This is a genomic window from Pseudomonas sp. PGPR40 (assembly GCF_022014505.1).
Taxonomy (GTDB): Bacteria; Pseudomonadota; Gammaproteobacteria; order Pseudomonadales; family Pseudomonadaceae; genus Aquipseudomonas.
Genome location: NZ_JAKLSP010000027.1, coordinates 1 through 19,123, shown reverse-complemented (window position 1 = coordinate 19,123; position 19,123 = coordinate 1). Strand labels below are relative to the sequence as shown.

Annotated in this window: 15 protein-coding genes; 10 read left to right on the top strand and 5 right to left on the bottom strand. The window is 59.4% G+C overall.

Annotated features, from left to right (window positions below; translation table 11 throughout):
* Window positions 1–159: 159 nt before the first annotated feature.
* From MEB48_RS21745 to MEB48_RS21735, 3 genes are all read left to right on the top strand, one after another.
* Window positions 160–1,827 (top strand): VRR-NUC domain-containing protein, encoded by a 1,668-nt coding sequence (locus MEB48_RS21745; RefSeq protein WP_237885963.1) that lies wholly within the window; start codon window positions 160–162, stop codon window positions 1,825–1,827.
* Complete coding sequence (locus MEB48_RS21740; protein ID WP_237885962.1) at window positions 1,824–4,103, top strand: ATP-dependent DNA helicase; 2,280 nt, start codon at window positions 1,824–1,826, stop codon at window positions 4,101–4,103. The genes MEB48_RS21745 and MEB48_RS21740 overlap by 4 nt, the downstream gene beginning before the upstream one ends.
* Before the next feature lie 86 nt (window positions 4,104–4,189).
* Complete coding sequence (locus MEB48_RS21735) at window positions 4,190–6,112, top strand: hybrid sensor histidine kinase/response regulator (RefSeq protein ID WP_237885961.1); 1,923 nt, start codon at window positions 4,190–4,192, stop codon at window positions 6,110–6,112.
* 130 nt (window positions 6,113–6,242) lie between these two features.
* On the opposite strand, the gene MEB48_RS21730 is transcribed toward MEB48_RS21735, so the two are convergent.
* From MEB48_RS21730 to MEB48_RS21720, 3 genes are all read right to left on the bottom strand, one after another.
* A complete protein-coding gene (locus tag MEB48_RS21730; RefSeq protein ID WP_237885960.1) occupies window positions 6,243–6,719 on the bottom strand; it encodes a hemerythrin domain-containing protein in 477 nt (158 codons plus the stop codon).
* Between the two features lie 222 nt (window positions 6,720–6,941).
* Window positions 6,942–8,288: a cation:proton antiporter gene (locus MEB48_RS21725; protein WP_237885959.1), complete on the bottom strand. Its 1,347-nt coding sequence runs from the start codon at window positions 8,286–8,288 to the stop codon at window positions 6,942–6,944.
* Window positions 8,289–8,322: 34 nt separating this feature from the next.
* Entirely contained in the window at window positions 8,323–8,934 is a 612-nt protein-coding gene (locus tag MEB48_RS21720) for a Yip1 family protein (RefSeq protein ID WP_237885958.1), read from the bottom strand.
* Between the two features lie 168 nt (window positions 8,935–9,102).
* On the opposite strand from MEB48_RS21720, the gene MEB48_RS21715 reads away from it, so the two are divergent.
* Genes MEB48_RS21715 through MEB48_RS21705 form a run of 3 tightly spaced genes read left to right on the top strand, consistent with a single transcriptional unit; the run spans window position 9,103 to window position 10,572 of the window.
* Window positions 9,103–9,603, top strand: coding sequence for a CinA family protein (locus MEB48_RS21715; RefSeq protein ID WP_237885957.1), 501 nt, complete (start codon window positions 9,103–9,105; stop codon window positions 9,601–9,603).
* The gene (locus MEB48_RS21710) at window positions 9,600–10,118 is read left to right on the top strand and encodes a hypothetical protein (RefSeq protein WP_237885956.1); all 519 of its coding nucleotides are present in this window, start codon (window positions 9,600–9,602) and stop codon (window positions 10,116–10,118) included. The genes MEB48_RS21715 and MEB48_RS21710 overlap by 4 nt, the downstream gene beginning before the upstream one ends.
* Before the next feature lie 7 nt (window positions 10,119–10,125).
* Complete coding sequence (locus tag MEB48_RS21705; protein ID WP_237885955.1) at window positions 10,126–10,572, top strand: DUF421 domain-containing protein; 447 nt, start codon at window positions 10,126–10,128, stop codon at window positions 10,570–10,572.
* A gap of 147 nt (window positions 10,573–10,719) precedes the next feature.
* On the opposite strand, the gene MEB48_RS21700 is transcribed toward MEB48_RS21705, so the two are convergent.
* Both MEB48_RS21700 and MEB48_RS21695 read right to left on the bottom strand, forming a co-directional pair.
* A complete protein-coding gene (locus MEB48_RS21700; RefSeq protein ID WP_237885954.1) occupies window positions 10,720–11,577 on the bottom strand; it encodes an SDR family oxidoreductase in 858 nt (285 codons plus the stop codon).
* A 317-nt stretch (window positions 11,578–11,894) separates the two neighbouring features.
* Window positions 11,895–13,043, bottom strand: coding sequence for a MalY/PatB family protein (locus MEB48_RS21695; protein WP_237885953.1), 1,149 nt, complete (start codon window positions 13,041–13,043; stop codon window positions 11,895–11,897).
* Between the two features lie 287 nt (window positions 13,044–13,330).
* Here MEB48_RS21695 and fdnG point away from each other — a divergent pair, with 287 nt between their 5' ends.
* The 4 genes from fdnG to fdhE are packed head-to-tail and all read left to right on the top strand — an operon-like array spanning window position 13,331 to window position 18,919.
* Window positions 13,331–16,396, top strand: a complete 3,066-nt coding sequence (fdnG, locus tag MEB48_RS21690) for a formate dehydrogenase-N subunit alpha (RefSeq protein ID WP_237885952.1) — start codon at window positions 13,331–13,333, stop codon at window positions 16,394–16,396.
* Window positions 16,397–17,341, top strand: a complete 945-nt coding sequence (gene fdxH, locus MEB48_RS21685; protein WP_237885951.1) for a formate dehydrogenase subunit beta — start codon at window positions 16,397–16,399, stop codon at window positions 17,339–17,341.
* On the top strand, window positions 17,338–17,991 hold the full coding sequence (locus MEB48_RS21680) for a formate dehydrogenase subunit gamma (protein ID WP_237885950.1): 654 nt from the start codon (window positions 17,338–17,340) through the stop codon (window positions 17,989–17,991). The genes fdxH and MEB48_RS21680 overlap by 4 nt, the downstream gene beginning before the upstream one ends.
* A gap of 4 nt (window positions 17,992–17,995) precedes the next feature.
* Complete coding sequence (gene fdhE / locus MEB48_RS21675; RefSeq protein WP_237885949.1) at window positions 17,996–18,919, top strand: formate dehydrogenase accessory protein FdhE; 924 nt, start codon at window positions 17,996–17,998, stop codon at window positions 18,917–18,919.
* Window positions 18,920–19,123: the final 204 nt, after the last annotated feature.

The window sequence follows — 19,123 nt, the reverse complement described above, 5'->3', positions numbered from 1 at the left end:
CAATCGTCGCTGTGCCTCTAACGCGGTTGGTGCGATGCAATGGCAGAAAGTTCGATGGTCACCCGAAAATTTGCCGAATAGCGTCGCCACTGATCCTTTTCCGTTTGCACCGGGTGGGGCATAGCTGGTATCTGTACGCATAACCAGTACTCGCTTGCCATGGCCCTTTTACCCGTGATTGTAAATCCTCTCGATGACCCGTTCTATTACTTGAACAACTTCATGCAAGTGCTTGATTGGCTTGAACATCGCTATGCCGATGTATTGAGCGTCGAGGAACAGGATGTCATCCGCGACTTCAACCGACTGCCCCGCGAGTCCCAGGCGCTGTTAGTCAGACTGGTGATGCGCAAGGGGGTGCATTTCAGGGCTGGCAAACTGAGTTACGCCGAGATCGGCGACATCGACAGCGCTGCGACACCGTTGCTGGCATCGGGCTGGATCGCCCAGCAGTCGCCATTGCCTATCGAGGAATTGTTCGAGGTGTTGCTCAAGGCCGAGATTCTCCAGTGCTTTGGCAGCGCCATCGATCAGCCGAAAGGCAAAAAGAACGATTGGCTGTCGGCCCTGAGCGAGCAGTTTCCCGAAGCGCAAAGTTTTGCCCAATGGTGTCCGGCACTGAATGACCGGTTGTTCAGCCTGACCGTCATGGGCCTGTGCGACCGGCTGCGGCTGATGTTCTTTGGCAATCTTTATCAGGACTGGTCGGAGTTCGTGCTGGCCGACCTGGGCATCTTTACCTACGAGAAAGTCGAGTTCTGCGCCGAGTCCCGAGGGTTGCGCAGTCGCGAGGACGTCGATGCCTGCCTGTTTCTGCACAGCTGTCAGCAGCATTTCGAAGCCGGTGAAGAGGTGGCGGCGATTGTCGAGCAGATCAACGGGCTGGAACTCGACAATCCCTGGCTGCAAAGACGTCGGGGCAAACTGCTGTTCCAGATCGCTCAGCATTGCGAGCGTATCGCGGATTTTTCCACCGCCCTGAGTCTCTATCGCGAATGCGCCTACCCCGGGGCGCGCCTGCGGCTGATTCGCGTGTTGGAGCGCAGTGCTGAATATCAGTTGGCCTTGGACCTGGCCGCCCACGCCGAGCAAGCCCCTGAAAGCGCCGCCGAACATCAGCATTTATTGCGTGTGCTGCCCAGACTGCGGCGCAAGCTGGGCGGGCCGCCAATCAAGCGAGCAGCCCCTCGCGCCATGCAGCGCCTGGATCTGCAACTGCCCAGACACGATCCGGCGTTGTCGGTGGAGTCTTGTGTTCAGGCGCACCTGGCGGACGAGTCGGCGCCGGTGCATTACGTCGAGAACAGCCTGATCAACTCACTGTTCGGGCTGCTGTGCTGGCCGGCGATTTTCGCGCCATTGCCGGGGGCGTTTTTTCACCCGTTCCAGCGCGGGCCGGCGGACCTGCTCAACGAAGACTTTCATGCGCGGCGCGCGGATTTGTTCCAGGACTGCCTCGCCCAACTCGATGACGGGCGTTATGTGCACACTGTCCGCGAGCGTTACAGCACCAAGTGGGGTGTGCAGTCACCGTTCGTATTTTGGGGCGCATTGAGCGAGGAACTGCTGGAGCAGGCGCTCGACTGTTTGCCCGCCGAACACCTCAAACACTGGTTCAATCGACTGCTGCTCGACATCAAGGCCAACCGCGCCGGCATGCCGGACCTGATTCAGTTCTGGCCGCAACACAAAACCTACCGGATGATCGAAGTCAAAGGCCCCGGCGATCGGTTGCAAGACAATCAATTGCGCTGGCTGGAATTCTGTCACGAGCACCAGATGCCGATCGCCGTGTGCTACGTGCAATGGGCGGAGCAGGGCGCGTGAGCTACAGCATTGCGGTGCGGGCGCTGTGTGAATTCACCGCCAAGGTCGGCGACCTCGACCTGCGCTTCACCCCGTCACCGACCGCGCTGGAAGGCATCGTCGGGCATCGCACCGTGGCGTCACGGCGCAGCGAGGGTTACCAGAGCGAGGTCGAGCTTGAGGGCCAGTATCGAACCTTGACCGTGAAAGGCCGGGCGGATGGCTACGATCCGGCGCAAAACTGCCTCGAAGAAGTCAAAACCTACCGTGGCGACCTGAGCAAGCAACCGGCCAATCACCGGCAGCTGCACTGGGCGCAGGCGAAGATCTACGGTGGGTTGATGTGCCAGAAACTGCAGCTAGAGCAGATTAATCTGGCGCTGGTGTATTTCGACATCGTCAGCGAAAAGGAAACCTGTCTGGTCGAGGTCTTCAGCGCCGCCGAATTGCAGCTGTTCTTCGAACACCATTGTGGGTTGTTCCTGCAGTGGGCCGAGCAGGAAATGGCCCATCGCGAAGGGCGTAATCTGGCGGCGCAACAGCTGGCATTTCCCCATGCCGATTTTCGTCCCGGACAACGGCATTTGGCCGAATCGGTGTTCAAGGCTGTCAGCACCGGTCGCTGCCTGATGGCCCAGGCACCGACGGGTATCGGCAAGACCGTTGGCACACTGTTTCCGATGCTCAAGGCCCTGGGGCCACAGCAACTGGACAAGGTGTTTTTCCTCACGGCGAAAACTCCGGGGCGCAAATTGGCGCTGGACGCCGCTCAGGTCATCCTCGACAGCGCCGATGCGCCACCCTTGCGAGTTCTCGAGATGATCGCTCGGGACAAGGCTTGCGAGCATCCGGATAAAGCCTGCCATGGCGAGTCCTGCCCGTTGGCCCAGGGTTTTTATGATCGTCTGCCGGCCGCGCGTCAGGCCGCCAGCCAGTTGAGCCTGCTGAGCCAGAGTGCCTTGCGCGAGGTTGCCCTGCAGCATGACGTTTGCCCTTACTACCTGAGCCAGGAAATGGCCCGCTGGGCGGACGTGGTGGTGGCCGACTACAACTACTATTTCGACTTCAGCGCGTTGCTGTTCGGGCTGGCCCAGGCCAATAACTGGACAGTCGCGGTACTGGTCGACGAAGCCCACAATCTGGTGGAGCGTGGCCGGCAGATGTACAGCGCCAGCCTCGACCAGGCGACGTTGAACAGCGTGCGAAAAAACGCGCCTGAGCCGCTAAAGAGATCCTTGCAGCGGGTCAACCGCGAATGGAATGCCCTGCATGATCAGCAACTCAGCCCCTATCAGGCCTACGACAAAACGCCGGAAAAGCTGCTTCAGGCGCTGTCCTTGTGCTGCGCGAGCATCGGCGACTACCTGAACGATTACCCTCAGGGCCTGGACAGCGGGTTGCAGAACTTTTACTTCGACATGCTGCAATTCGGCCGCGTGGCTGAACTGTTCGATGAGCATTTCCTGTTCGACATCAGCAAACGCGATCTCGAGCGCAAGCGCAACCTGTCGCAACTGTGCCTGCGCAACGTGGTGCCCGCCGCTTTCATTCGCCCACGCCTGACCGCTGCGCGTAGCACTGTGCTGTTTTCCGCCACCTTGAGCCCTCGGCATTACTACGCCGATTTGCTGGGAACACCGGCGAGTACCGTCTGGATCGATGTGGAATCGCCGTTCAGCGCCGAACAGCTGCAAGTACACATCGTCAGCCAGATTTCGACCCGCTATGTTCACCGCCGGGCGTCCCTTGAACCCATCGTCGAGCTGATTGCCAAACAGTTCACCCAGCGCCCCGGTAACTACCTGGCGTTCTTCAGCAGCTTCGACTATTTGCAGCAAGTGGCCCAGTTGCTGGCCGAACGGCATCCGCACATCACGCTGTGGTCGCAGTCCCGGGGAATGGGGGAAGGGCCGCGTCAGGCGTTTCTCGATCAATTCACCGTCCATAGTCAGGGCGTAGGGTTTGCGGTGCTGGGTGGCGCGTTTGGCGAAGGCATCGATTTACCCGGCGCGCGGTTGATTGGTGCATTCATCGCCACCCTGGGGCTGGCGCAACTCAACCCGGTCAATGAACAGTTGAAACAGCGCATGGCGGCGATTTTCGGGGCCGGTTATGACTACACCTACCTGTTTCCCGGTGTGCAGAAAGTGGTGCAAGCAGCGGGGCGGGTGATCCGCACTCAGCAGGATCAAGGGGTGGTGATGCTGATCGATGACCGGTTTGGCGAGAGCAAGGTCAAGCAATTGTTGCCGCGCTGGTGGTCGATGAAATCAGCGCTTTTTCAACCTGTTGAGTAGGTCCCAAAAGATCACGTTTTTTTTTGAATTTCCAAACCTGCTGTTTGTCGCATACTCCAGAAGAACAATCATCAGGACAGGGATCCATGAGCGATGACCGGACCAGGATCAATGCCATTGAGGAGATGCGATTTCGTCTGCTGATCGATGCTGTGATCGACTACGCGATCTACATGATTGACCCCGATGGCATCATCACTAGTTGGAACGCTGGCGCCAAGCGTTTCAAAGGGTATGAGGAAACGGAAATTCTCGGCCAGCATTTCTCGCGTTTTTATACCGAAGAGGACCGCAAGGCGGATTTGCCTCAGCGCTCCCTTGATACCGCCATTCACGAAGGGCGTTTCGAGGGCGAAGGCTGGCGGGTTCGCAAGGACGGCACGCATTTCTGGTCCCACATCATCATCGACCCCATTCTCGACCCGTCGGGCAAATTACTGGGTTTTGCAAAGATCACCCGGGATTTGACCGACCGCAAAATGGCCGAAGAAACCCTCAAGCAAAGTGAGCAGCAGTTTCGGCTGCTGGTGCAAAGCGTTACCGACTACGCCATCTATATGCTTGCCCCGGATGGACGCCTGACCAACTGGAATCCGGGGGCTCAGCGAATCAAGGGCTACCGGCCCGAAGAAGTTATCGGCCAGCATTTCTCGATGTTTTACACCTCTGAAGACCGCGACGCTGGTGAACCGCAACGGGCGCTGGAGATTGCCACGCGCGAGGGCCGATTCGAAAACAAGGCCTGGCGCGTGCGCAAGGACGGTACGCGTTTTTTTGCGCATGTCGTGATCGACCCGATTTGGGGCGACACCGGTACATTGCTCGGATTTGCCAAGATCACTCAGGACATCACCGAGGTCACACAAGCTCAGCAAGCGCTTGAGCAGACCCGCGAAGCGTTGTTTCAGGCGCAGAAAATGCAGGCTATCGGCCAGCTCAGCGGGGGCATTGCCCATGACTTCAATAATCTGCTGACGGTTATCCTTGGCAATCTGGAAGTGGTTCGCAAACGTGCGGCGGACGATCCGAGAATTACCCGCTTGCTCGACAATGCCACTCAAGGCGCTTTGCGCGGCGTTTCCTTGACTCAGCGCATGTTGGCATTTGCCAGGCGCCAGGAGCTGAAGACCGAATCGGTTGATATACCAACATTGGTGCAGGGAATTACCGGGCTGCTGCGCAGCTCTCTGGGGCCGGCGGTCACCATAGAAACCTGCTTTGCGCCCGAACTCGAACCGGTCATGGCCGACGTCAATCAGCTCGAACTGGCGGTGCTGAACCTGGCGACCAACGCCCGCGATGCCATGCCCGACGGTGGGAAACTTGTCATCGGTGCCCAGATAGAAGAGATCTGCGATCAGGCGAGGTTATCCCTGGCGCCAGGCCGCTATGTCTGCCTGAGTGTCACGGATAAGGGGGAGGGCATGGATGACGCTACCCTGGCATCGGCAATGGACCCTTTCTTCACCACAAAAGGCGTCGGCAAAGGCACTGGCCTGGGATTGTCGATGGTTCATGGGTTTACAGAGCAACTGGGTGGGCGCTTCATTCTGAAAAGCCAGAAGGATGTCGGCACGACTGCCGAACTCTGGTTACCTGTTGCGCTAGCCAGCTCGACCACCGAACCCGTTATTGAGGAGCCCGCCATGTCGCGGGTGCCTCGTCTGTGTGTGTTGGTCGTGGACGACGACAGCCTGGTGTTGACCAGTACCAGCCTGTTGCTTGAGGACCTGGGTCATCGGGTGATCAGTGCAGCGTCCGGTGCACAGGCGCTGGAACTGTTCGACAGCGAGCACGACTTTGACCTGGTCATTACGGACATGGCCATGCCCAAGATGAGTGGCGCGCAATTGGCGCAGGCTATTCGGGTCATAAGGCCACACCTGCCGATCGTCCTCGCCACCGGTTACGCCGAGCGCCTGGAAGGCTTCGCGTCCAGACTTCCGCGCCTGTCCAAGCCCTTTACCCAGCTTCATCTGGTGGAAGTCATTGCCTTGGCGATGAAGTGAATCAGTTAATGCCTGTCAGTTAAGCGAAATTTCTGTAGGAGCGGGCTTGCCCGCGAAGAATGCACCGCGTTTTTTCAGGTATTACGCGTCATCGTTCTTCGCGGGCAAGCCTCGCTCCTACAGGAGGCTATCAAGCCGCGAGAATGGGCGCGCCCAGCTCTTTTTTGTATCGGGCTTTCAGGCTTTCCATCTCTGCACCCAGTTCATCGAGTGTCGTTTTACCCAGCAGTTTTTTTGCCTGAGGAAACATTTCCTTTTCCTCTTCTTCAATGTGATGTTCCAACAGCTCCTTGACCACTTTCACTCGACCGGCAAATTCGACGGTGGAGGGATCCGTGGTTTTGAGGTCGGGGAGTACCAGCGTATCGACCGTGCGATGCTCCTCCTTGGCTTCGTAATACATGATGTCCTGCTCCTTGCCCCCGGCTTTTTTATACGCCGGGTACAACACTTCCTCTTCCAGACGGGTATGGATCGCGATTTCCATTTCCAGTTTGGCCAGCAACTCGGTGCGCTTTTTAACCCCACGCTCGGTGGACTCGCTCAACTGGGCCAGGATGCCTTTTACGCGTTCATGGTCGGTTTTCAACAGGTCAATGGCGTTCATGGTCAAACCTCTTGTTTAGTCACGGGTCAAGGGCAAAGGACTTTCTGCCGTTGTCGCTCACACTGGCGGAGCATTTCTCGTGCCTGTTTAAATTTTTACGATAAAACTTTTAAAAACAGTGGGTTGCAAACGACTTCAAACGACGTTTGTCGTGCAACCTGCATGAATGTCCCTTGCTGATCAGTGCAGGTTGACCGAAGAAATGAGCGCGCAGGGAAGCCGTCAAACTTCTTGCTGATTGCGTCGCTCATAACGACTAAGCATCGGTTGGGTACTGATGCCATGCGCCAGAATGCTGAGCGCCACCACCGACAACGTCAGGTCGGTGCACAGCGTTGCTGTCGCCGGACCGAGGTCATGGTTCAAGGCGTAGAACAGGTAATAAAAGCTCCCGATGCCGCGAATCCCGAACCAGCCGATCAACAATCGCTGGCGGCCATCCAGCAAGCGGCCCCAGGGTATGAGCCCTACGCACAAGGGGCGAATGGCACAGAACAACACCAGTGCAACCACCAATGCTCGCCAATCCCAGTGGCCCACCAGCACCACGCCCAGCAGGGTCACCAGAAATACTTCCATGGCGCGTTCCACCAGACTGCCGAATGCCAGCATGTCGCCCATCATGATGCCGGCCGCCACCTGGCTTTCCTGCAGATTCTCCACGTCACCATGCACGGCAGCTTCGGGTTCGACATTCTGGTGACCGACTACCGGTTGCACCAGATGCTCGGCGGGCATCAAAGGAGCACCGGTGGATTTGACTTCCGCCTGACGCAATCCGAGGCCAGCGGCGAATACCGACAGAAAGCCGTAGGCATGGAGTTCCTCGGCCGCGACATAAGCCAGTGCGATCAGCGCCAGGGTCAGGTAATCATTGGGGGAGAAGGTGCTGTCGGCATTCCTGATACGCATCGACAAGGTCAAGCGCCCGATGCCATGTCCCATCCAGTAGCCGATGAGCAAACCGGCAGGTACGGCCCATAGCAGGCTCTTCAATGCCCACTCACCCAACCAGGCGTCGCTATCGCCACCCTGTTGCACAAACAACAAGCCCAGGATCACGAAGGGGAATGCGATGCCATCGTTAAGGCCCGCCTCACCGGAGAGTCCGAAACGCACCGGGTCGTAGTCCTTGGCATCATTGACCTGCACCAGCGAGGCCAAAACCGGATCGGTGGGCGCCAGAATCGCCCCGATCAGCAGCGACGGCTCCCAGGCCAGGCCAAAACCATAATGGAGCAGCAGGCAGACGCCAATGATGGTCAACACCATCACCGGCCCCGCCAGCCCGAATGCTACCCACCATTGGCGATTCCTGAACGGCAGGCGCAATTTGAGTCCGCAGACAAACAACGAAAAGAGCACCGCGACTTCCGTCAGATGCTCCATCCAGAGCGCCGCGTCCTTGATGTCCAGCTTGAGCAAGCCCAGGCCCGCCGGACCGATCGCCAGGCCCAGCACCAGGCATACCGCTGATGTGGTCACCGGCATCCAGCGCAAATAGGACGAGGTCAATGCCAGGGTCAGCAGCACCGCCCCCAACACCGCCATCCACACGATGAAATTCATGCCCTGTGCTCGAAGGATGGCGGACTCAGGGCAGTCAAACGCCGGTCACGCGCAAGTACTCAGGTCTCAAATAGTTGGACCAGAGCAGAATCATTTCCACCAGAATCGTCACCAGCACCAACAGCCCGACGCCCCATAAGCTCGCCGCATTCAGCAGGCCTTGCTCCTTGCGCTCGTGCATGAAAATCGGCAAACCGACGAACAGCAGAAACGTCGAATAGAGGGAGGCGGCCCCCAGCACCGTGATCGCCAGCCAGCGGCTGGGGTAGAGCCCGGCGATACCTGCGAGAAAGAACGGAGTCACGGTATAGGCGGCAAAACCGATGCATTGATTGATGGTGGGGCGTGAGTCGAAGGTGCGCGACATCCAGCGAATGAACAGCCCCATCAGCACCACGCCGACAATGATGGTCAGGTACAGCAACCCGCAGAGTTGCAGAGCGCTGGTGGTACTGAGCTTGACCGTTTCGTTCTCCACCAGGCTCCAGCCGACATAGGTGGTCCCGATAAACAGGCATACGGCTGGAATCAAGGCGAGCAGCAGCAAATGAGCGAGGTAATGGCGCGGATGCGCTTCCTCTTCCTTACGAATATCTGTCCAGACGAAATTGGGCTGAGTGAACAGCCTGACGAAAGGTGCGGACATGTCGACCTCCAGATAGCGAGCGGCCCGGCATAGGGGCCCCTAAAAGTATTGAGGTGCGGCCATCGCCAGGGGTTCATTTTTTTTCGGATGGCCAAGGGCGGTCTGCCGGAGGGAATGTTTACCAGTGCTGAAGGTCAACCGAGCAGTTCCTCTGCTGGAGGCCTTGCCATGAACGTAAGCCAGACTGTCGTCGACTATTTGCGTCAGCACGACTTGCGCCTGACGACTGCCGAATCCTGCACCGCCGGAAAAATCGTGACCTTGCTGGCTGAAGTGCCAGACAGCGGGGATCTGATCGAAAGCGGTTACGTGGTCTATTCTTGCGAAGCGAAGCAACGGCTGCTCAACGTGAGCCCCCATACCATCAAGACCTACAATCTGACCAGTTGTGAAGTCGCTCGCGAAATGGCCTTGGGGGCATTGCTCGACAGCACCGCCAATGTCGCTGTGGCCACCACCGGTATCCTGGGGCCGGAGGATGTCGATGGGATTCCGGCCGGTACCGTCTGCTTCGCCTGGGCATACCAGACTGAGCGGGGCAAGCACGTGTTCACTCACCAGCACCGGTTTTTCGGATCCCGCAGCCGGGTCCAGTTACTGGCCGCAGAACATGCCTTGAAGCGGATCTCGTTTTTTCATAAACGTGCGCTAGCCCAGGTAAATCAATGAAAGACGAATCCACCCGCACCGAATACCACAGCCGCGATTTTCCGGTGCGCGAAGACATGGCGTATCAGGTCAAGCTCTGGCGATTCGAGCGCTGGGGCTGGTGCGTGCTGGTGCTGTTGGTAGTGTTGGCGTTGCTCGGCTTGTTTTCGCATGGTCCGCTCAGTTCCCAAGACGTTCATGGCAGCGATGGCAAGGTACGGGTGGAATACGAGAGGTTCCACCGTCATGGCTCGACCAACCCGATGAAGATCAGTGTGCTCGGCCGGCCGGATGCCACGGTTGAGCTGGAACTGACTGGAAAACTGCTGGAAGGCTTCGAAGTCGAAACCCTGCAACCGGAACCTGTGCGTGCACTCAGTGGCGAACAGGGCATGAAACTGTGGGTACAAACGGATGCGCAAGGGCAGGCCAGCCTTTACCTGACCCTGCGTGGCGAGGGGCTGGGCCTGTTTCGCAGCCGTATCGCCTCGCCCGGTGCAGCCCCCGTCAAGGTAGATCAATTCATTTTCCCTTAGGTGACTTATGGATTCGGTATTGCGCGCGGCCGTGATGTATCTGGCGTTGATGGTGCTGTTCAAGATCGCCGGTCGGCGCTCGCTGGCCGAACTGACGACGTTTGATTTCGTGCTGTTGATGATCATTGGCGAGGCGACCCAACAAGCGCTGCTGGGCAATGATTTTTCCCTGACCAATTCGTTGCTGGTGATCGTGACGCTGATTGCCATCGATGTCGGGCTTTCATTGCTCAAACAGCGTTCGCAATGGGTGCAGCGGCTGATCGATGGTGGGGCGACGATTATCGTCGAGGACGGCAAAATCCTGCACAAACGCCTGCGCCATGCACGCTTGGTCGAAGCGGACATCATGGAAGCCGCGCGCTCAAGCCAGGGTATTGAAACCCTCGATCAGATCAAATTCGCCATCATCGAGCGCAATGGCAAGATTTCGGTGATTGCTCAAAAGCCCTGATTTCTTGGGCTTGCCCCAATGCCAGTCAGTTAAGCGAATGAACCGCTTTTCGTAGGAGCCAGGCTTGCCGGCGAAGGCGCTCTTAAGGACGCCTTCGCCGGCAAGCCTGGCTCCTACAGGGGCCGAATGCAGGCCATGCCAGTTGCGTCAGAGCATCGGCTTGCCGCCCGTGACGCCATACCGTTGCCCGGTGATGTAACTGGCTTCATCCGAGGCCAGCAGCACATAGATCGGCGCGACTTCCACCGGTTGACCGGGACGACCAAGCGGGGTTTGCTCACCGAACTTTTGCACGTCTTCCTCGGGTATGGTCGAAACGATCAGCGGCGTCCAGATCGGTCCCGGTGCCACGCTGTTCACCCGAATGTTCTTTGGACCCAGCAGCTGCGCCAGGCCGGCGGTAAAGTTGGCAATCGCGCCCTTGGTGGTCGCGTAGGCCAGCAATGTCGGCTTGGGCATGTCGGAGTTGATCGAGCTGGTGTTGATGATCGAACTGCCGGGCTTCATGTGCTTCAGCGCGGCCTGACAGAGCCTGAACATGGCCGTGATGTTCACATCGAAAGTCATCACCCATTCTTCGTCCGGGATGTCCTCGATGTTTTCGTGGGTCATCTGGAACGCGGCATTGTTCACCAGAATGTCGATCCGGCCAAAGCGCTCGACGGTTTTGTCCACCAACGCCTGGCAGTGCGCTTTTTGCGCCACATCGCCGGGCAGCAGCAGGCATTGACGACCGGCCTGTTCGACCCAGCGTGCGGTTTCCTGCGCATCTTCCTGTTCATTCAGATAGGCAACCACCACATCCGCGCCTTCCCGGGCGAACGCAATCGCCACCGCACGGCCGATGCCGCTGTCGGCACCGGTGATCAGGGCAATCTTGCCCTCCAGCCGACCCGAACCTTTGTAGCTCTGCTCGCCACAATCCGGGTAAGGGTCCATTTTCGCTTGAACCCCGGGGACTGGCTGGCTTTGTTTAGGGAAGGGTGGTTTTGGATAGTCAGTCATCGGGAAATCTCCTCTGATCAAGGCAAAAGACTCAAGCACCATGTAGAAGCCAGGCTTGCCGGCGAAGGCGCTTTTAAGGACGCCTTCGCCGGCAAGTCGCCTGGCTCCTACATGACTGGCATTGGGGTTGACCCCGGTCTTTTGCCTTGAGTTCGGTTGGATTTCCGCTATCCGCAAAAGCACACAAATCCCTTGTGGGAGCGGGCTTGCTCGCGAAGACTGCCTTACAGTCAAGAGGGATGTCGCCTGACACTCCGCCTTCGCGAGCAAGCCCGCTCCCACATTTGATCCTTGTTGTTCTTGAGTTCGCGGAAGAGTCAGCGGTTACGCAAACTACGCTCCATCCGTGCAATCCCTTCTTCCAGCAGCGCCCGCGGGCAGCCGAAGTTCAAGCGCACGAACTGCTGGGCGTTATCGCCGAAATCCAGGCCGGCGCTCAGCCCGACCTTGGCTTGTTCGAGGAAGAAGTGCTGCGGGTCATCCAGCCCCAGTGCCGTGCAGTCGAGCCACGCCAGGTAAGTGCCCTGAGGGATGTTCATGGTCACGCCCGGCAACCGTGTGCGAACCGCCTCCACCAGATAATCCCGATTGCTTTGCAGGTAGGCCATGAGCTCGGTCAGCCAGGGACGACCTTCGCTGTAGGCGACGCGGGTGGCTTCCAGGCCAAGCGGGTTGACGCTGTCGACCATGCCACAGCGGGCGTTGTTGACCCGATGGCGCAGTGCCGCGTCCTGAATGATCATGAACGCCGTCTTCAAACCGGCGATGTTGTAGGCCTTGCTCGCCGACATCAGGGTGATGGTGCGCTGGGCGATCTGCGGGCTGAGCGAGGCGGTCGGAATGTGCACACGCCCATCGAAGCACAACTCGGAGTGGATCTCGTCGGAGATGATCCAGGCGTCCTGTTCCAGACAAATGTCGGCGACTGCTTGCAGTTCCTCGCGCGGGAAGACCTTGCCCAGCGGGTTATGCGGGTTGCTCAGCAGCAGGGCGCCGCCCCCTTGCAGCGCCTCGCGCAAAGCATCGAGTGGCGTGGCATAGGTACCATCGGCCAACGCGTCGAAGTCCAGTTCGACTTTGTTCAGTTGCCAGTGGCCCGGTGCATGGCGCAGCGGCGGGTAGTTTGGCGTTTGCACGACCACGTTCTGCTGCGGCTGAACCAGCGCATGCAGGGCCATGTTGAACCCCGACTCGATACCCGGCAGGAAGACCAGCTCCTGGGGTTGCACGCGCCAGGCGTACTTGTTCCACAGGTCGGCGACGATGGCGTCACGCAAGTCATCCTGCGCCACGCTGTAACCGAGCATCGGGTGTTCCAGGCGTGTTTGCAGCGCCTGAATGATCGCTGGCGGAGCGGCGAAGTCCATGTCGGCGACCCACATCGGCAACACATCGGCCGGGTAACGGCTCCATTTGGTACTGCCAGTGCCATGGCGGTCGAACACCTGATCAAAATCGAAAGTCATGCTCAGTCTCATAAAAGGCAGGGGGTTAATCCGGTGGCCATGATAAGCGCCAACCTTGATCGCTGGCGAATTGCGCAACAGAGCATGACCGGCAAGCCGCCGACGGTCGGTTTTCAGACCGCGCACGGCAACATTGTCTAAAGTTCTAAGTGGCGGTAGATAGGTTACCGTCCCTGTGGGAGCGGGCTTGCTCGCGAAGACGGCGGCACAGTCAACATTGCTATCGCCTGACACACCGCTTTCGCGAGCAAGCCCGCTCCCACATTCCACCTGATCAGGAGTGCACGATGGACCTCAACCGTCGTCAGTTCTTCAAGGTCGCTGGTCTCGGCCTTGCGGGCTCAAGCCTCGGCGCGCTGGGCATGGCCCCGACGCCCGCTTTCGCCGAACAAGTGCGTCATTTCAAGCTCGCCCATACCCATGAAACCCGCAACACCTGCCCGTACTGCTCGGTCGGTTGCGGCTTGATCATGTACAGCCAGGGTGACAACGCGAAGAATGTCGCCCAGAGCATCATCCACATCGAAGGCGATGCCGACCACCCGGTCAATCGCGGCACCCTCTGCCCCAAAGGCGCAGGCCTGCTCGATTTCATTCACAGCCCCAGTCGTCTCCAGTACCCGCAGGTGCGCAAGCCCGGCACCACGGAGTGGGCGCGAATCTCCTGGGATGAAGCGCTGGATCGCATCGCCGACCTGATGAAGGCCGACCGCGACGCCAACTTCATCGAGAAGAACGCCCAGGGGCAAACGGTGAACCGCTGGCTGACCACCGGTTTCCTCGCGGCGTCGGCATCGTCCAACGAAGCGGGGTACATCACCCACAAGGTGATTCGCAGTCTCGGCATGCTGGGGTTCGATAACCAGGCACGTGTCTGACATGGCCCGACGGTGGCAAGTCTTGCCCCGACGTATGGCCGTGGTGCCATGACCAACCACTGGACCGATATCGCCAACGCGAATCTGGTTCTGGTGATGGGTGGCAATGCCGCCGAAGCGCACCCTTGTGGGTTCAAATGGGTGACCGAAGCCAAAGCCCACAACAAGGCGCGTCTTATTGTGGTCGACCCGCGTTTTACCCGGACCGCCTCGGTGGCCGACTATTACGCGCCAATCCGCACCGGCACCGACATTGCCTTCATGGGCGGGCTGATCAATTACCTGCTGACCGAAGACAAGATCCAGCACGAATACGTGCGGGCCTATACCGACGTGTCGTTCATCGTCAAAGCCAACTACGGTTTCGAGGACGGGTTGTTCAGCGGTTACGACGCGAGCAAGCGCACCTACACCGATAAGTCCGGCTGGGGCTACGAAATTGGCGAGGACGGTTTCGCCAAAGTCGACCCGACTTTGCAGGACCCACGCTGCGTCTACCAATTAATGAAGCAGCATTACAGCCGCTACACCCTGGAGCTGGCCAGTCAGGTCTGCGGCATGCCCGTGGACGCGATGCAAAAAATCTGGGAAGAGATCGCCACCTGCTCGCAACCGGGCAAAACCATGACGATTCTCTACGCGCTGGGCTGGACCCAGCATTCGACCGGCTCGCAGATGATCCGCAGCGCGGCCATGGTGCAACTGCTGCTGGGCAACGTCGGCATGCCGGGCGGGGGCGTCAATGCCCTGCGCGGGCACTCCAATATCCAGGGCCTGACCGACCTGGGCTTGCTGTCCAACCTGCTGCCCGGTTACCTGACCCTGCCGGCCGAAGCCGAACAGGATTACAACGCCTACATCGCCAAGCGCGCCCTCAAGCCGCTGCGTCCCGGGCAGATGTCCTACTGGCAGAACTACGGCAAGTTTCATGTCAGCCTGATGAAAGCCTGGTACGGCGCCAATGCCACCGCCGAGAACAACTGGGGCTACGATTGGCTGCCCAAACTGGACATTCCCGGCTACGACATCCTGAAAATGTTCGACATGATGGGCAAGGGCCAGGTCAATGGCTACATGTGCCAGGGCTTCAACCCGATCGCCGCTTTGCCGGACAAGAACCGTGTAATGAAGGCGTTGGCCAAACTCAAATGGCTGGTGGTGATGGACCCCTTGGCCACCGAAACCTCGGAGTTCTGGCGCAACGCCGGGCCTTACAACGATGTGGAAACGGCCAGCATTCAGACCGAAGTCATCCGCCTGCCCACCACCTGTTTCGCCGAAGAAAACGGTTCACTGGTCAACAGCGGCCGCTGGCTGCAATGGCACTGGAAGGGTGCCGATGGCCCAGGGCAAGCGCACACGGACGTGAAGATCATGGCCGAACTGTTCTTGCGCCTGCGCCAGCGTTACCAGGCCAATGGCGGTGCCTGGGCCGAGCCGATCCTCAAGCTCGACTGGCCCTACAAGATTCCCGATGACCCGACACCGGAAGAGCTGGCCCGGGAATTCAACGGCTACGCGGTTGCCGATGTCACCGATGCCGCGGGCGCGGTGGTCAAGGCTGGTCAGCAGCTGTCCGGTTTCGGCCAGCTCAAGGACGATGGCAGCACGGCGTCCGGTTGCTGGATTTTCTGCGGCAGCTGGACCGAACAGGGCAACCTGATGGCCCGGCGTGACAACAGCGATCCTTTCGGGATGAAGCAGAACCTGGGCTGGGCCTGGGCCTGGCCGATGAACCGACGGATCCTCTACAACCGCGCCTCTTGCGACCCGCAAGGCAAACCGTGGGACGCGAACAAGCGGCTGGTGTGGTGGAACGGCAAAGTCTGGACCGGCACCGACGTGCCCGACTACAAGGCTGATGCACCGCCGGAAGCCGGAATGAACCCGTTCATCATGAACCCCGAAGGCGTGGCGCGTTTCTTCGCCCTCGACAAGATGAACGAAGGGCCGTTCCCGGAACACTACGAACCGTTCGAAACGCCCATCGGCATCAACCCGATGCACCCGAACAACAAGCAGGCGACCAGCAACCCGGCCGGGCGGATCTTCGATTCAGTCTGGGACACCCTCGGGCAGGCCAAGGACTTCCCTTATGCGGCGACCAGTTACCGGCTGACCGAGCACTTCCACTTCTGGACCAAACATTGCCCGATCAACGCCGTGACCCAGCCCGAGCAGTTCGTCGAGATCGGCGAGGTGTTGGCCAAGGAGAAGGGCATTGCCGCTGGCGACCGGGTCCGGGTCAGCTCCAAGCGCGGGCATATCGAAGCGGTGGCGGTGGTGACCAAGCGGATTCGTCCGCTGCAGGTCAACAATCAGGTGGTGCACCAGATCGGTATCCCGTTGCACTGGGGCTTCACCGGCGCCACCCGTCACGGTTACCTGACCAACACCCTGGTGCCGTTCCTCGGCGATGGCAACACACAGACCCCGGAATCCAAGTCATTCCTGGTCAACGTGGAGAAAGTCTAAATGGCCAGCCAAGACATCATCGCCCGTTCGGCCACCACCACCCTGCCGCCCTCGGTGCGCACGCAAGAGGAAGTGGCCAAGCTGATCGACACCACCAAGTGCATTGGCTGCAAGGCCTGCCAGGTCGCCTGCTCGGAATGGAACGAGCTGCGCGACGATGTCGGTCACAACCTCGGCACCTACGACAACCCTCAGGACCTCAGCGCAGACACCTGGACCTTGATGCGCTTCACCGAGCATGAAACCGACGCCGGCAACCTCGAATGGCTGATTCGCAAGGACGGCTGCATGCACTGCGCCGAGCCCGGCTGCCTGGCGGCGTGCCCGAGTCCCGGCGCTATCATCAAGCACGCCAACGGCATCGTCGATTTCGATCAAGACCATTGCATCGGCTGCGGGTATTGCATCACCGGCTGCCCGTTCAACATTCCGCGCATCTCGCAAAAGGATCACAAAGCCTATAAATGCACGCTGTGTTCGGACCGGGTGGCGGTGGGGCTGGAGCCGGCCTGCGTGAAAACCTGCCCGACCGGCGCCATCGTTTTCGGCAGCAAGGAAGACATGAAAGAACACGCTGCCGAACGAATCGTCGACCTCAAAAGTCGCGGTTTCGACAACGCCGGTTTGTATGACCCCGCAGGCGTCGGCGGTACCCACGTCATGTATGTGCTGCACCATGCCGATACGCCCAGGTTGTATGCCGGCTTGCCGGATCACCCCGCGATCAGTCCGCTGGTGGACTTGTGGAAAGGCCTGAGCAAACCCCTGGCACTGCTGGCCATGGGCGCGGCGGTGCTGGCCGGGTTCTTTCACTACGTGCGCGTCGGGCCGCAATTGGTCGAGGAGGACGAACACCCAGTCACCATCGACCCGGCGGTGCATGAATTCGATCCATCGGTGCACACCTTCGACCCGACGAAACCCGGCGGGGAGGACAGGCCATGAACGACAAACCGATCCTGCGCTACACCGCCAACCAGCGCACCAATCACTGGCTGGTGGCGATGCTGTTTCTGATGGCCGCGTTGTCGGGGCTGGCCTTGTTCCATCCGGGATTGTTTTGGCTCAGTAACCTGTTTGGCGGCGGTTCATGGACGCGCATTCTGCATCCGTACCTGGGCGTGGCGATGTTTGTGTTGTTCCTCGGCCTGGTGTTCAGTTTCTGGCGAGCGAATTACTTCAGCGCCAATGACCGTTTGTGGCTCAGGCGTGTCAGGACTGTGATGCGCAACGAAGAGGGGGGCGTGCCGCCGATCGGCAAGTACAACCCGGCGCAGAAGCTGCTGTTCTGGGTGTTGCTGATTTGCATGCTGGTGCTGTTGTTCAGCGGACTCGTGATCTGGCGTGCCTGGTTCAGCGCATATTTCGGCATCACCGGCATTCGTTGGGCGATGCTGCTGCATGCGCTGGCAGGTTTCATCCTGGTGCTGAGCATCATCGTCCACGTCTATGCCGGTATCTGGATTCGCGGCTCGGTCCACGCCATGGTGCGTGGTCGGGTCAGCCGCGCCTGGGCGAGAAAACACCATGAACTCTGGTATCAGGAAGTGACCCGAGACGAGACGCCTGAGCGACCGATCAGTAAAAAAGGATGACCCCTTGGCCACGATCCTCGAGCCTGGGCAGATAGAAGCGGCGGCGAGTTCACCGCCGTTTCTGTACCTGCCACCGAACAACCTGTTCACCTTGCGCGCGCTGCGTCTGGAGCGCCTGGCGGACGGGCATCCCATGGCGGATTATCTGCGTTTGATCGCGGGGCTGTGCCACGCTCAACAGACATTGATGGACGATCCGCCCGTGGCCGCCATGCCCGATCCCGAACGTCTTCGGGTGTGCGTAGAACATGGTTTGCCACCGTTCGCCGCCGACAGTCTGGTGCGCGAAAACGTCTGGCTGCCGTATCTCGAAGCCTTGTTGCAACGCTATCAGCCACCGTCACACGCTGCGGTAGAAAACGCCGTGGCGACTTTGCGCAGTGCCAACCCGGGGCTGCTCAAAGCCTGGGCGATTGCCTTGGTCAGCGGACAGTATTCAATGCTGCCGGCAGAACTGGTGCCGTTCCTCGGTGCAGCGCTGCAAGCGGCCTGGAGCCATTGGTTGTTGAGCATGCCCAACCTTGAACTCAAGCGCGGCGACAGCCTGAGCCAATGCCCGGCCTGCGGTTCGCCGGCGATGGCCGGGGTAATTCGTCATCGCGGCAAATACAACGGGTTGCGTTATCTGGTGTGCTCGTTGTGTGCCTGTGAATGGCATGCGGTGCGGGTCAAGTGCGTGTATTGCGAACAGAGCAAGGGGCTGCAATACGTCAGCTTCGAGGATGACCGTCACGCTGCCAATCAGGCACCGTTGCGGGCGGAAGTCTGCCCCGGCTGCAACAGCTACCTGAAACTGATCTACCTGGAAAACGATGCTGAAGCCGAAGCGCTCACGGCGGACCTGTCCAGCCTGATGCTGGATATGCGCCTGGAGGAGGAGGGTTACGAGCGGCCATCGCCTAATCTGATGCTGGCACCTGGGGCATAGGTAGCGAGATTCACTGCCGGGTGTTGGGAGTGCATATCCATTTCTGCGGTCACGGCCGCTTAGGGTTCCGCCCTTACGGCCAGCCCTTTCAAGGTGTTTTCCCTTTATGGGCCTTAAGCACCCGGTCGGTCGACACATGAGCATTGGCAGCCTTTCCCTCCAGCCATTCCTTGGGCTTGGCGATTTTGGGGCCGCGGATGCTTT